The sequence below is a fragment of the Mycobacterium sp. E3247 genome, from assembly GCF_001667785.1.
GTDB lineage: Bacteria > Actinomycetota > Actinomycetes > Mycobacteriales > Mycobacteriaceae > Mycobacterium.
The window spans coordinates 1-13844 of sequence record NZ_LZJG01000052.1 but is presented as its reverse complement, the minus strand read 5'-3'; the positions used below and the strand labels follow the sequence as shown (position 1 = coordinate 13844).

General features: G+C 65.9%; 13 protein-coding genes and 3 tRNA genes. 4 read left to right on the top strand and 12 right to left on the bottom strand.

The features are described from left to right. Positions 1-19: 19 nt before the first annotated feature. Positions 20-93, top strand: a tRNA-Cys gene (locus A9X04_RS02605). A 33-nt stretch (positions 94-126) separates the two neighbouring features. On the opposite strand, the gene A9X04_RS02600 is transcribed toward A9X04_RS02605, so the two are convergent. The 5 genes from A9X04_RS02600 to A9X04_RS02580 form a co-directional block, all read right to left on the bottom strand. Continuing rightward, positions 127-510: a YchJ family protein gene (locus A9X04_RS02600; RefSeq protein WP_067917450.1), complete on the bottom strand. Its 384-nt coding sequence runs from the start codon at positions 508-510 to the stop codon at positions 127-129. Positions 511-540: 30 nt separating this feature from the next. Next, entirely contained in the window at positions 541-1080 is a 540-nt protein-coding gene (locus A9X04_RS02595; protein ID WP_067917573.1) for a hypothetical protein, read from the bottom strand. A gap of 78 nt (positions 1081-1158) precedes the next feature. Continuing rightward, positions 1159-2262, bottom strand: coding sequence for a cytochrome P450 (locus A9X04_RS02590; RefSeq protein WP_156764188.1), 1104 nt, complete (start codon positions 2260-2262; stop codon positions 1159-1161). 167 nt (positions 2263-2429) lie between these two features. Then, positions 2430-3038 carry an LGFP repeat-containing protein gene (locus A9X04_RS02585; protein WP_067917446.1) on the bottom strand — a complete coding sequence of 203 codons (609 nt, stop codon included), beginning with the start codon at positions 3036-3038 and terminating at the stop codon, positions 2430-2432. A 157-nt stretch (positions 3039-3195) separates the two neighbouring features. Then, the gene (locus A9X04_RS02580) at positions 3196-3846 is read right to left on the bottom strand and encodes an HAD-IA family hydrolase (protein WP_067917444.1); all 651 of its coding nucleotides are present in this window, start codon (positions 3844-3846) and stop codon (positions 3196-3198) included. Between the two features lie 167 nt (positions 3847-4013). Here A9X04_RS02580 and A9X04_RS02575 point away from each other — a divergent pair, with 167 nt between their 5' ends. Continuing rightward, positions 4014-5261 (top strand): bifunctional 2-polyprenyl-6-hydroxyphenol methylase/3-demethylubiquinol 3-O-methyltransferase UbiG, encoded by a 1248-nt coding sequence (locus tag A9X04_RS02575; protein WP_197508996.1) that lies wholly within the window; start codon positions 4014-4016, stop codon positions 5259-5261. Between the two features lie 226 nt (positions 5262-5487). Here the strand turns inward: A9X04_RS02575 and A9X04_RS02570 are convergent, their stop codons facing one another. After that, positions 5488-6585: a cytochrome P450 gene (locus A9X04_RS02570; RefSeq protein ID WP_067917440.1), complete on the bottom strand. Its 1098-nt coding sequence runs from the start codon at positions 6583-6585 to the stop codon at positions 5488-5490. 579 nt (positions 6586-7164) lie between these two features. Further along, entirely contained in the window at positions 7165-8133 is a 969-nt protein-coding gene (locus A9X04_RS02565; protein WP_067917438.1) for a hypothetical protein, read from the bottom strand. Between the two features lie 70 nt (positions 8134-8203). Here A9X04_RS02565 and A9X04_RS02560 point away from each other — a divergent pair. Then, a tRNA-OTHER gene (locus tag A9X04_RS02560) sits at positions 8204-8274 on the top strand. Between the two features lie 176 nt (positions 8275-8450). Here the strand turns inward: A9X04_RS02560 and A9X04_RS02555 are convergent. Next, positions 8451-8524, bottom strand: a tRNA-Ile gene (locus A9X04_RS02555). A gap of 203 nt (positions 8525-8727) precedes the next feature. Here A9X04_RS02555 and A9X04_RS02550 point away from each other — a divergent pair. Then, positions 8728-9984, top strand: a complete 1257-nt coding sequence (locus A9X04_RS02550; protein WP_067917571.1) for a DUF4010 domain-containing protein — start codon at positions 8728-8730, stop codon at positions 9982-9984. A gap of 12 nt (positions 9985-9996) precedes the next feature. On the opposite strand, the gene A9X04_RS02545 is transcribed toward A9X04_RS02550, so the two are convergent. The 4 genes from A9X04_RS02545 to A9X04_RS02530 all read right to left on the bottom strand — a co-directional run bounded on the left by A9X04_RS02545 (position 9997) and on the right by A9X04_RS02530 (position 13774). Then, positions 9997-10386 carry a DUF732 domain-containing protein gene (locus tag A9X04_RS02545; protein WP_067917569.1) on the bottom strand — a complete coding sequence of 130 codons (390 nt, stop codon included), beginning with the start codon at positions 10384-10386 and terminating at the stop codon, positions 9997-9999. A 361-nt stretch (positions 10387-10747) separates the two neighbouring features. Next, entirely contained in the window at positions 10748-11170 is a 423-nt protein-coding gene (locus A9X04_RS02540) for a DUF732 domain-containing protein (RefSeq protein WP_067917436.1), read from the bottom strand. 398 nt (positions 11171-11568) lie between these two features. Next, complete coding sequence (locus A9X04_RS02535) at positions 11569-12432, bottom strand: carboxymuconolactone decarboxylase family protein (protein ID WP_067917432.1); 864 nt, start codon at positions 12430-12432, stop codon at positions 11569-11571. A gap of 40 nt (positions 12433-12472) precedes the next feature. Then, complete coding sequence (locus A9X04_RS02530) at positions 12473-13774, bottom strand: metallopeptidase TldD-related protein (RefSeq protein WP_082974768.1); 1302 nt, start codon at positions 13772-13774, stop codon at positions 12473-12475. Positions 13775-13844: the final 70 nt, after the last annotated feature.

The following is a 13844-nucleotide window of genomic DNA, read 5'->3' as shown; positions in this document are numbered from 1 at the left end:
TGGAATGCTGATGGTTCATGCGGGTGTGGCTGAGCGGCTAGGCAGCGGCCTGCAAAGCCGTATACACGGGTTCGAGTCCCGTCACTCGCTCCATCAGGCGCCCGGAGCAACCAACCCTTTTCCCGGTCATTCCGCGGCGGCGGCGTCGAGGTAGAACCATCGGCCGGCGCGGCGCTCGAAACGACTGCGCTCGTGCAGGCTTCCCGCGCGACCCGCGGACTCGAACCGGGCGGTGAACTCCACCTCACCGAAATCGTCGTCCGGTCCGCCCTCGCGCAGTTCGATCACGTTCAGGCCGGTCCATCTGATGCGCGGGTCGACCGTCACGTCGGCCGGACGGGTGCGCGGATGCCACGTGCGGAACAGATAGTCGGCGTGACCGTAGGCGAACGCCGAGTAGCGCGATCGCATCAGTTCCTCAGCCGAACCGGCTTGCGACTGGCCATCGTGAAGCGGTCCGCAGCACGCGCGATAGGTGGCACCGCTGCCGCAGGGACACGGTTCGTTCACGCCAACAGCGTCTCAGATACCTATGGGTTGCTAGGTGTGGACTTTCCAGCCCGCCAGCGGGGTGGGCGCCGCCGGAGCGTTGGGGTCGAGGAATTCGACGTAAACGTCGCCCTGGGCGACGCTGGCGTCGTAGGCGATGAATCCGTGCGCGGTCTGGCCGTTGGTGACGCTTCCCGAGCGCAGGGGCGGCGTCTTGTTGATCTTCTGGTAGTCGATCGTGGATGAGGCGCCCTGGATGTCCCGATACGGGTCTTGCCGCCACGGGGACGACGCGACGGTCACTGAGGTCTGGCTGTAGCTGAAGGGTGTGTCGGACTTGCCGACGATGGTGAGCTCGATGACGTTGCAGCCCCCGCCGCTGAGCGAGCAGCCGGACGAGACCCAGTTCGCGTTGTTGAGGGTGACGTCGGCGGTCGCGCCGCTGTACTCCGTCACGTGGATCGTGGTGCCGGCTTTCCCGGTCGGAAACGGCGACTGCTGGGGTGTCGGGTCAGCGGCGACGAGGGGCGCCGTCACGCACGCGGTTACCGCAAGCACTGTCGCGACCGCTGTGCTCGCGGGAGTCGATATGGCCACCCGCAGACGATAGCGCGTCGATCGAATGGACCACTCGGCCGAGGAAGCAGTGGGCACCTGATCCGTGCCTGGTCACGGCTCCGGTCGCCACCTGAGCGGCACCTGACCCGGGAACCAACCCTCGAAGATCTCATTGGGTGCCGGGCTGTAGGGCTTGGGATGCCACGCCTTGGGAACATCGCCACCGTCTGAGTCGAACCGGAAGAACGGGACCTCGGCAAGCCAGACCTCGAAGAACATCCCCAGCAGGTCCCGGGCCAGGTGCGAGGCCGGACACCGGTGCGGGCCTCCGCCGAAGCTCCAATGCCGTTGCGGGCCATCCAGTTTGATGCTGTGGCCGGACATGTCGTCGGCCTCGTCACGATGAACCAGTCCGACACACAGTTGGACCGGGGACCCGGCCGGGATGGTCGTTTCTCCGATCGTCACGCTCCGAGTCGTTCTTCGTGAGACGGTTTTCGCCCCGCCGTCCAGCCGCAGCAGCTCCTCGATGAACCGGCGTTGCCGGTCCGGGTTTTCGCGTAGCTCCCGCTGAAGCATCGGCTTCCGCGCCAGCACCGCCAGCCCGGCCTTGATAGCGAACGACGTGAAAACCAGACCGCGCAGCACCGCGCCGATGATGCCCAGCACTTCTTCGTCGGTGAGCGGTTCGGTGGCGAGGCGGCTGATCACGTCGGGGCCACCGAGCGGTGCTCGGCGGATCGCCCCGACCAGCATGGGGTTGACGGCTTCGATGGGGGTGTCCGTCGGCAGCCCACAGACCGCGACGAATGCCGCGCGCCACACCACCTCGGCGACGCGCGCCCCGTCGCAGCAGTCGAGCTTCGTCGCCACGGCATCGACGCATTTTTCGATGATCCCGCGCACGGGACTCAGCATTTCGCGCGAATTGACCGGATTGAACAACAGGTCGACCATGATTTCCCGGTACGGCCCGAACGGCGGATTGCCGGGCATCAGTTCGCTTTGGCGGCTCGCGAAAAGGTCGCCATCGCGGACGGCGGCGAGGACGTCGTCGCGCCGCCACAGCACGTAGGTGCCGTCGGGCTCCTGCAGCACCCGTCGACCGGCCCGCTGGGCGGCGGCCAGCCACTCTCGATAACCCGCGGCCGCCTCTTCGTCGGACCGCATGGCGTGCTCGACGGCGGAGGCCGCCTCGCCACCGGACCCGGTCACCGCGTACCACCTTTCACATCGCCGCGTCAGCGGCGCCACCTGCGACGTCGAAGGCGTCAGTTTATCGCCGGGGATGCTGGCGGCGCCCCCGCGCGGACCTCAGGTGTTCGCTGTGGAGCAACACGGGCCGGTGGAGTGCGCCCGCCCGCCGCGCGACGAATTCAGGGCTACAGCCCGGACGGTACGACGTTGCCGTTGACCGTCACCTGGAGCTGGTCGGTCGTCGGGTTGTACGCGATTTGGCCGTGCTCGAAGTTGGACACGAGCGCATCGCCGACGGTGTTGGCGTCGCTGGTCGGGAAGCCCAGCGGGCCCGCCGACCCGTTCTCACCGGTGATCGCGGGTACGCCGGATGGGTCGCGTGGCACGTTCCAGGCCTCCCGGATTCTGCCCAGCGTGATGTAGGCGGGCGTACCGGTGTCGCCGTTCTTCGCGGTGATCACGCCGCCTTGAAACTGCTGGAACACCAGCCCGCTCGGCCGGGTGCCCGCGTTGTGGTCACCCGTCAGGGGCTTGCCCAGAGCGTCCTTCTGACTCTGGGTTGCCGACGCGTACTTCGCAGCGATCGGTCCGGTCAGCGTCACCTCGACCCCGCGCTCCCCGGCGAGCTTCACTTCGGTGGGCGGCGCCGGCTGTTGAGGTGCGGAGGTAACGCTGACCCCGCCCCGCTGCGGCGCCGACGGGCTGGCGCTTTTGGTATCGGTGCAGCCCACGGCGATCAGCGCGACGGCGGCCAGTCCAACGACTCCCGCGCGGCGGTATGCGATCGTTCTCATCGGCGTCCTCTCGCGTCATGTCAGTGGCGCAGGCGGCCACGGTCGTTATGGCCGCGGACGAACTTACAGCGCGGGCACGGGCCGCAATCCGTGGGCGGCGCGCACACCGGTTGTGGGGCGAGGCATCCGAGAAGAGGCCGGCAGAGTTCGTACCGCTTCAGTTGATCAGCAGGGCGACACCGGTATCGGTGACCTCGACGTCAACGCAGGAGAGATCGCCGACGACGACGTCGGCGTCTGCCAGTTCGGTCGCGTGGTGAGTGGTGGTGACGGCAAGCACTTGCGCCCCCGCGGCCCGCCCAGCGCCGACGCCCGCGGGCGCATCCTCCACGACCACGCACTCCTGGGCGTCGAGGCCCAGCGCGGCGGCCGCCTTGAGGTAGCCCTGGGGGTTTGGCTTGCCGTCTGCTACATCCTCTGCACCGATCAGCAATTTCGGAGCGGGGAGCTGCGCCGCCGCCAGTCGGGCGGCCATCAACGAGCGCGGACCCGAAGTCACTGCGGCCCAGTGACCATGTGGGAGGGCATCAAGCAGTCGGCGTGCTCCCGGTAGCGCCACGACACCGTCGAGATCGGCCAGCCCTTGCAGAGCGAGTAGCCGGGCTGTCGCAGCGACGCGGTCGTGTGGTGCGACGAATTGCGCGACGGTGTCCTCGGTCCGCCTGCCATGGCACACCTTGAGCACCTCTTGGTAGTCGACGCCGTACTCGTCGGCCCAGGTGCCCCAGGAGCGTTCGACGGTGGCGGTCGAGTCGACCAGGGTGCCATCGATGTCGAACAAGATCCTCTTGCCACGCAGCACCGCCATAGGCTGCACCCTAACGGGGGTGGGCCCCGGCACCGGCGGGATGTGTCTCTGACCACATTCGCCCCATGGAATGCGCTGGCTCACAGGACGCTTCATTGAGCTGCCGCGTCGGCGCCGCGGGCACGCTGACGACGGGAGCGCTACGCGTCCGCGATCGTTTGCCCTCAATGACGCTTTTCGACAGCGTTCGAGGCGCCCGGGTCGAAGCGGTGGGGTGGGGACCGGTGAGAACCGCATGTCACACGGGCTTTCGCTCGGCGGCCGAAGTGGCGAGCCGCGGCCGCGTCATTCAGCTGGCCGTCTTTGCTTTACGCGCGTTGAGCAACGATGTAAAGGCGAACCAGGGAAATTTAACGGCTCTTTCGCCAAATATCTCTATTTGCAATGCACTGATACCATGCTTTCAGTCAATTGCTTTGGCCTCCGCCTGCCGCTACCCAACGATGCCGCGCCAGGCGTTTGAAGCGTGCGTGACGGAAGGATTGTTGGTGCGAACAGCCACCACACGAGCTCAATACGAGTTTATTCACGGGATTTTGCAGCACGAAACCACCGCCCTGAACTTTACTTTGTCGGTACTGGAACACAGTTACAAATCCCATTTTCCCGATTATTCCGACGACGTGCGAGCGACCCTGGAAGACGTATCCAAGTACTTGCTGGCGGCAGATAATGGGCGTGAACTTTACCAAGCGGCCGAAGAGGTGCACACACGATTCTTCACATCCGAGGGAGACGGGTCGTGGTTCAGCGAGGGCTACTCGGCGTATAAGTCACAGCGCAAGCCGGTGCAGGACTTCAAGAATTTCGCGGATGCCATCAGCGGAAGCACGGTGCTCGATTTCGGCAGCGGCCGCGGTCATTTAGCTGCGCTGGTCGCACGTGCCGGCTACGACTGCTACACCACCGACGTCATGGACTACCGCGGCGCCGACGCCGCACATCTGCCGTTTCGGCAGATGGCTTCGCCCGTCGACGTGCCCTATGCGGACGACATGTTCGACAGTGCGATCGTCAAGACCGTCCTGCATCACGTGGACGAACCCGACTTGATTCCGTTGCTGAAAAATTTGCGACGCGTCGCGCGGCGGTTGATCATCGAGGAAGACACCTATGCCGTCCCCGCGGCTCCGCCCGGGGTTGCGGCGGGGCAAATCGAGCTAACCGAATTCACCAAGCTCGACGAAAGCGATCAATTTCGCGCGCTAGTGCTTATCGATTTCTTTGGCAACGCCGTCGCCCAGGGTCTGGTCGACATGAATTTTGGTTGCCAATTCAAGCGCGTCGACGAATGGCACTCGATATTCAAGGGCCTGGGTCTTCGAGTCGTCGATACCGACGTCGTGGGCTTCCGCCCGGGCAATATCCACAAAGCCTGTCAGGTTCGCTTCGTTGTCGATCGCGAGGAGTTTTAAGCCGGTCGTTCAAGCCCAGGTTGATCGGGAAATGTGGACGTGGTGCACCCGGCGGAATCGACCCCGGCGCCGCAGGATCGGCACGACCTGATCGATGAACGTCGTAAGCTCTTGCGGCAGCGTCGATCCCAGGACGGTGAGCCCGTCGACTGCACCTGCGCCCTGCCTACGCGACCCCATGATCGGCCAGCTTCTCCGGCATACGGCTCAATGCGTCCTTCGCTTCTCACGTCGGCCACTGCAAGGGCATGGCGGTCGGGCCGAGTCGGGTGCTGTCATCGCCGACGTTCAACTCGACGTGGCCCGGCGCCACGGTGAATCCGGGGATACGACGCACGAACTCGGCGACGAGGACGCTCAGCTGCATTCGGGCAACGTGCATTCCGAGACATCGCCGCGACCCGGATCCGAATGAGTAGTACGGGCGACCGTGGACTTTGTCGTCGCTGTACGTTATGAGGTAACCGCCGTCCAAATTCAACGTGCGCAATGAGAGTTCCAGTTCGGTTAGCGGCGGCACCTTCACCCCACCGATGGTGATCTCCTCCAGGGTGACCCGCGGGCAATAGCCGATCGGAGAGTAAAGGCGCAGCACCTCGTTGATAAACGTTGCGATTTGATCGGGGTGGCGGATGAGGAGTGCCCGCAACTGCGGGTCGGTGGCCAGCTCGAACAGGGCAAAACCGATTCCCGCGGTCGTCGTCTCGATTGCCGCACCGAACAGGAGCAAGACAAAGCTCAGTATTTCCACTTCCTCGAAGTCACCGCGGAGCGCGGCAATGATCCCCGGCGGCCTGGCGGTGGAAATTGCTTGGCTGACGTATTCGATCAGGTCGGCATGGAAGGGCGCGCTCCTGGGGAATTCCGCTTGCCGCGCCAGTAAATGCAGCAGCCTCTCAAGGCTGCCTGCCGGCAATCCGAGCAGCGTCAGCAATGTTTGGGCCGCCAGCCGGCGGCCGATCTCGCCGACGGCCTCGCACTGGCCCTTCGCGGCCACCCCGTCGACGAGCGCCACGGCGTGTTCCTGGATGGATGGCATGAGCCACGCCAAAGCTCGTGGCCTGAAGAGCGGGTCCAGGAGCGCCCGGTACCTGGCGTGTTGGGCGGGTGTCGCGCCGGTGGGTACCCAGGGGTGAGCGTCGTCGTGGCCCCGCATCGGATGGGTGAGTCTGGTCGTGTCGTGCAGAAGCGCCACGATCTCCTCGGGTCGCGTCGGGCAGATCGTGCCGCGGCGGGAAACGACCAGCGGGCCGGTTAGCCGCGCCTCGATCTGCTCGACGCGCTCATGAGCCCGGCTCAACTGCCAGATGAGCCGTGTGGTCATGTCGCGTCTCCATTGCGCCGCAACGCAGTTCGGTTGCAAGCTCTCGCCGAGCGCGTCGCCCGCTGCGCGACCTTAGCCTTCGCGTGCGCCGCAGCGCGGACCCGATGAGACGATAGAAATCCTCCGGACATGTCGCCGTCGACCTCTCGGCGGTTGTCGGACCTTCGGGTAGAGGCCCGGAACTTTCAAGCTTAACGGCTGGTGAACCGCCCGGTGGGTCCGGAGACTTCGGACATGCTGGAGCGATCAGCCACGCTCAACTCCCTCATCTGCGGAGCGTCAAGGATCAACCGAAGTAACTGTCAGGCATCACCTGAAACACCGTGAGGCGTCAGCCGAGACGCGGTATGGCAGCCATCAGCCGACGTCCCGGGAACAAGAGTGGGGCGGGCGGGGCTCGAACCCGCGACCGACGGATTATGAGTCCCCAGCCAGCGTGTCGACGACCAAGCCCAGGCTGATCCCCACCGGGCGCACCGGAACGACGACTTGCACGCGGCGACCCGCCACTTGCGTGTTAGCTCATCGAACGCTGTTCTCCAGCGCGGGCGATGTTCGCCAAGGCGGCCCGCAGCTTGCTTAGGGAACACGCAAAAGTATCGGCGTCCAAGGGTGTTCACCGACCTCAGCGATTCCTTGCCTGTCCACTGTGATGCCGCGAAACGACCGGTGGCCTAGCATCCAGCGCCGCTGGCGAATCTTGGCGAGCGACCGGCGGCGCCACCGCGCACCGTTCCAGTCAGGCGGCTGCTCACCGCCAGGCTTCTTGATCCAATCCGGAGTCAAGAACACTTCTTCGCCATAGACCATCAACTCAGCCACGTGCGCATCGTATTCGATGCGCTCAGACTTCATCTTCTCATCGATTTCTCGCCAGAACCACTGATAGAACTCGCGAACCGACTTGGAGTACCGGCCAATGATCGGGATCAGGTCGATCGTATTACCATGCGTCTCAAGATATTTGCGCACCTCCCCGTTCAAGCCGTCCCATTTCAGCAGCGGCTCAACATGCAACCTAAATTGAAATTCCGCCATCGGCATCGTCTGCGAGAACCCCCATGCCGGATTCAAGTAGGGAAGAAACTTGTGTTGAGAGTAGTTACGAAGCTCCACGAGCAACTTGGCCTCGTCCGCCTCGAAAACCTCAAGCCGCTTGGCGGTGTACTCCCCTTGCTCGAACTCGGACAGCTGCTTGCCGACGTTCGGCCATATATCGCGCAAGATTGAGCGCTGGCCGGAGATGAGCGACTTCACCGAGCACAGCAGATTTGCAAATAGGCGAGCCAGCTCGGTCGCAAACGGGTCGCCGACGTCTGGGTTGAACGGCTGGCTCTGGCCAATCTCGGGGTAGCGCGCAACGTGGGCCTGTAGGTCTTCGGCGTTCTTGCTGAAGGCGTATGAGGTCAGGTTCAGGTCGCGGAGCATCGCGATGACCTCAAACGGGCGCATTGCCGTCAGCATCGCCTGGCGCCGCTTGTACTCGGCGATCCACGGGTTGATCCAGGATGTGACGGTCTCCTGGTCCTCGGTCTGGTCGTTCTCCACGTGTCAATCGTCCCATCGGCGTCCGACACGGTTCGTGTACGACGACTGACCTGCGCGGTTTACCGTGTATGGGCCGATAGCTCAGTTGGTAGAGCGCCGGGTTGATACCCGGAAGCGCGGGTTCAAGTCCCGTTCGGTCGGCTGCGTCGAGTATGACCTATCGCGCCCGCTATCTCTTCGGCCGCCAAGCCGCCGTACGCCGCCGGATTTTAGCTAGCGCCGCCCCCACCGCGCCGCACGCCGGGGCGAGGCCGGGGTAAACCGGCTTCCGGATTGCCAGACGCCGGCCAATAGTCGCTCTATTAGGCACTTTACAGTGGGGCGGGCGGGGCTCGAACCCGCGACCAACGGATTATGAGTCCGCGGCTCTAACCAACTGAGCTACCGCCCCTTTTACCAACCAGCTGCGGATGCGTTCTCCACCGTAACGGAACCCGCCGCGGTGTACCGCAGCCTTGCCCGGCCGGCCGCTGTCGCGCTTACCAGAAGCCTCTGTCGACTGTGACATTAGCGCCCGCATCACGAGCGATGCGGTGGTCTGCGGGCTAAGTTGTCGACGGGTGACGAGGACGGGTCTGCTGAATAGGAGTCGTGGTGAGCTGGCAGCAAATCCAGCCGTTCCTGGTGGCGCTGGCCGTCGGGTTGCTGCTCGGGCTGGAGCGAGAACGCAGTCACGGCCGCAAGCTTCCCGCCGGGTCGCGTTCGTTCGCGCTCCTGTCACTGGTCGGGGCCATCGCCGCGAGCTTCAATCAGTGGATCGTGCTGGGCGGTCTCGTCGGTGTCGGGGCGCTACTGGGGCTCGCCTACTTTCGCACCAGCACCAAAGACCCTGGAACCACCACACTGTTCGCCGCGCTCGTCGCCTACCTGCTCGGTGCGGTCGCCTACACCCGCCCGACGGTTGCCGTAGCCCTCGCCGTGGTCGTGGCGGGGCTGCTGGTGTCGAAGACCCGCCTCCATCGGTTCGCCCGCGAAATCATCAGCGACGTCGAACTAGAGGACGCCATCAAGTTTTTCGTCGTGGCGTTCGTGATCCTGCCGCTGCTGCCCAATCGCCCGCTCGGACCTTTCGGCGTGCTGAATCCGGAGAAGGTGTGGCTGCTGGTGGTGCTGCTGACCGGTATCGGCTGGTTGGGCTATATCGGCGTTCGAGCGCTCGGGCCGGAACGCGGCCTGCTGGTCACCGGTTTGGCGGGCGGGTTCGTCTCGGCCACCGCGACGACCGCGTCGATGGGCAGGCTCAGCCGGACCGCCCCAAACTTGCGTGCGCCGCTGGCCAGCGCCCTGCTCGCCAGCCTCGCTACCTTCGTGCAGCTGCTCATCGTGATCGGGCTCGTCGATGTCGACGTGCTGCGCCGCCTCTGGCCTCCCGTGGTCGCCGCGCCGGCCGTCCTCGTCGGCGTCGCCGCGTTCGTCTACCGCGGCGGCACCCGGGCCCAGCAACAGAAGCCGGAGCAGGGCGACACCCCCGCAGCGACCAAGGAAACCCGGCCTTTCACCTTGCGGCCCGCCCTCATCCTGGCCGCGGTACTGACCTTCGCCCTGCTCGTCGGCCGGTGGGGCGCCGCCGCGCTCGGCCCGCAGGGGCTGGTGCTTGCCACGTTCGCCGCCGGTCTCGCCGACGCCCACGCCGGGGCGGTGGCCGCCGCCAGCCTGGCGGCCAAGGGTGACGTCACCGTCGACACGGCCCTGGTCGCCATCGCCGCCGCGCTCGGCTCCAATCTGCTCGTCAAGACGGTGCTGGCCTTCACCGCGGGCGGCCGCCGCTTCGGGCTCGGGTTTCTCGCGGCCACGGCCGCGGCCGCCCTGGTATTCGGCGTCGCGTTGACCGTGGCCGTGACCGCGGTATGAGCCGAGCGGCCCCTATGCGGGCGCGGGTTGCCCGGGCGCCTGCCGCGCAGCCTCATCCTTCATCTTGGGAATGACTTCCGGTGCGTAGACGTAGACCGCCGACTCGACCTCCCACTCGGCCTGGGCTTGGCTCATCGGAGTGGTTCTGGTGATCATGTTGATCAGCTCCTGACCCTCCCCGAACGGATTCGGGTTGGACCGGACCTGACTGGCGAACCAACGCCCCTCGGCGGCCTCGCTGCAGTCGTTGAAGTCCGCGTTGTGGACCATCTTGTTCTGCGCCAGCAGCTTGATGTATTGGTCGTCGGCCGGGCTCATTGCGCACGACGCCGATGCGTGCGGCGCCGACACCACGGCACCACCGAACATCGCGGCTCCCAGCACGACACCGGCCGCCCCCACGGCCAGCACTTGTGCGCGCGATCGGGTAGTTGTCACTTCTCCGAACCCCCTTGTCGTGGAATTAGCTACGTGTCGTTTCGCGCTGAACAGCGGGTACCACCAACGCAGCGCGGGGCAAACGCGTGCTCTTCAAACAATGAATGAACAACCGGTGCCAAATCCACGGTGAGAGTTGGAAATACGACAGCAAGCCGAACTCCGGCGACGCGGCTCGTTGCAGGACAAGCGAACGCGCTTCGGACCCATCACCCGCGCCCGCAGGCGCGGGTGTCCTGCCCTCAAGTTAGCTGGGTAGGCAGCGAAATCCCCGCAAGCCCGTCACATTCCTGCGCGGACGTCCAAGCGGGTGAGCAGCCCTTCCCTACTCGGACGGCCAGTTGAAGTGCGCGGCCTGATCCTTGATCTTCGGGATCATGTCCGGCGCGTAAACGTAGATCGCCGACTCGACCTCCCACTCGGCCTGCTTCTGGTCCATCGACGTGGTGTTGGTGATCATGTTGACCAGCTCCTGGGCCTCCCCGAACGGATTGGGGTGGTTCCGTACCTGGTCGGCGAACCAACGCCCCTCGGCGGCCTCGGTGCAGTCGCTGAAATCGGCGTTGTGCACCATCTTGTTCTGCGCGAGCAGATTGATGTACTGGTCGTCCTTCGGGCTCAGAGTGCAATTCGCCGAAGCCTGCGGCGCCGACAGCACGGCGCCGCCGAGCATCGAGGCCCCCAGCGCAACGCCGGCAGCCCAGACCGATGACACTCGCATGCGCGAGCGCGAACGGGTGGTTGTCATCCCCGAACCTCCCTCTGCGCGGGGTGCTCCCCAACGCTAGCCAAGCTTTGTGTGGCGACAATTAGCCGAGACAGCGAATCAGCCCACGGCTAACAGTCGCGCGGTCGACTGTCGTTAACTCAGGCGGCGCTGCCATCTGAGGATCACCGTCACGCATCAGTTTCGGTGCCGAGAGATAAATTTAGCCAGTGCCGGCGGCCTGAGCGACGAACTTTTGTTTGCGGAACCGTGTACGGAGGGTTAACATTTCCTACTTCGTCCCAGGGCGAACAATCATCGACGCGTCCGTGTCGCGCAGGGTGGCCGAGGCCGAGACGACGAGCGGATCCCGGGCATAACCAGCGGATACTCGTTCTGCGCCAGGCGTCGGGCAGCAGCCCTCCACGTCGACGTAGCAGTCAGCTGAATACGGTCTGGCCGTCGGCACCCAGCAGATACCGCTCGGTACCCTGCTCGACGCGGGGGGCATCAGCGCCGAGCGCAACCGCGACCTTGTTGCTTGCGTTCCGCATGATGTCAAAGGTGAGCTCCACGGCCTCGGCGTCCGAGAACCGGGAGCGCACCTCGGCGACATCGTCGGCGGCGAGGTGCGCAGGGGTCCAAATTAACGCATCGACGTAGCGCAGCGCTGCTTTGACGCGGTCATCGAGCAAACGCGAGGCTTCGAAGCGGCCGATCTCGTCATATAGCGTCTCCGAACCGCCGGCATCGAGCGCTGTGGCCTCGCGCAGCGACTTGCACAACCGGCAGTTGTGCTGAGCCGCCCCGCGCAACCGGACCAGCTCGGAGGTGACCGGGTCGAGCGCGCGCATCCGGGCCACCGCGGGCAAGAAGTCGTTGAACACCAGGTTCGCCGGGTTCGTCGTGTGATCCCACGCGACGCCGTTCACCCAGCCCATGTACTCCGAACCGACGCCGAGTGCCTCCAGCCCGGCGCGCACTCGCGGGACGAAGTCGGCGACATACATCGAGACCACCACGCCGAAGGCGCCATCGCCCAGCTGCTTGACCAGCCCGGCCCGCTGGTCGCCGGTGATCGCGGAGACGTCGGCGCTGAACTGCTCGGCGAAGTCGGCGACGACGGCTTCGGCCTCCGATTCGGGCGCGCCGACCTCGACGGGGCTCGGCAGCGGTGGCAGCGACAGCGTCTCGGCGCACACCCGCCGAACCAGGGCCGCGACCCGGGCGTCCGCCGGGGACCCCGGAGACAGGGCCACCAACCGCGTCAGCTGATCTTCTCGAACCGAAACCGGAGCCGCCATTCGTCACACGCTAGAACGCGGCCCGCCCAGCGGCAATCGCCTATTGCGCCTGGCTGACCGACGACATGTAGAAGTCCGGTATCCGCAGCGACGGCATGGCCGCGCGGGTGGCCCAGTCGGACCACTCGCGGGGCAGGGTCTGCTCACTCACCCCGGCCTCGGTGGCCCGCCGCAGCAGGTCCAGCGGGCTCTCGTTGAAGCGGAAGTTGTTGACCGCGGCCGTCACCTCACCGTCCTCGATGAGGTAGACGCCGTCGCGGGTCAGCCCGGTGAGCAACAGCGTGGTCGGGTCGACCTCACGGATGTACCACAGGGTGGTCAGCAGCAGGCCGCGTTCGGTGGCCGCGATCATGTCCGCAAGCTCGGCCGACCCGCCGGTCATCACCAGGTTGTCGGCGGCGACGGCGACCTCCGCATCGAATTTGGCGGCCGTCGCACGCGGGTAGGCCAGCGCGTTGATCACCCCGTTGCGGATCCAGTCCACCTGGCCGATCTCCATGCCGTTGTCGAACACCGACATCGTCTCCGACGAGCTGCTCACCGCGACGAACGGCGTGCACGTCAGGCCCGGCGCCATCGGGTCGGAAAACAGGGTCAGCGGCAGCTCGGTGAGCCGCTCCCCCACCCGCGTCCCGCCGCCGGGGGCCGAGAAGGCGGTGCGGCCCTCCCGCGCGCCCCGGCCGGCCATCGACCAGGCCAGGTACAGCATCATGTCGGCGACCGTGGAGGGCGGCATGATCGTCTCGTAGCGTCCCGCGGGCAGCCCCACGCTGCGCTCGGCCCACCCGAGCCGCATCGCCAACTCCTCGAGCAACGAATCCATTGGCACGTCGACGAAGTCGGGTGTGCCGATACCCGCCCAGGCGCTCGCGTCGCCGCGCTTGCCGTTGATCTCCACCGCCCCAGCGGGCTGCGTGTAGCGTCGGCGCAGCCCCGTCGACGACGCCAGGAACGTCGTCGAAACGCTATGGTGCGCAAAGCCGTACAGGCGGTCGGTGCCGCGGAAGCCGCGGCTCAGGGAGTCGGCGACGTCGGCGAACACCAGGGGGCCGGTGCCGGGCGCCGGCGCGTCCCAGTCAACGGGCATCCCGGTGTCGGCCAGCAGCGGCGCGGCGTCACCGGCCTCGGGCGCCGAGCGGGCCGCCTCCTGGGACGCCGCCACCAGCTCGGGAATCACCCGCGGGTCGACCTCGGCCGAGACCATGGTGCCGATCCGCGCGCTGGATCCTTGGCGGACGACGGAGATCACCGTGATGCTGCGATTGACCGAAACACCGTTGGTGGTCATCGAATTGCCGGCCCAGCGCAGCGTCGCCTCGACCTTGTCGGTGACGAGCACCATGGTCTCGGCCGAGGTCGACCCGCGGGTGATTCCCGAGCTGGTGGCGGCGTCCCAGGAGGCGGCCCGCTCG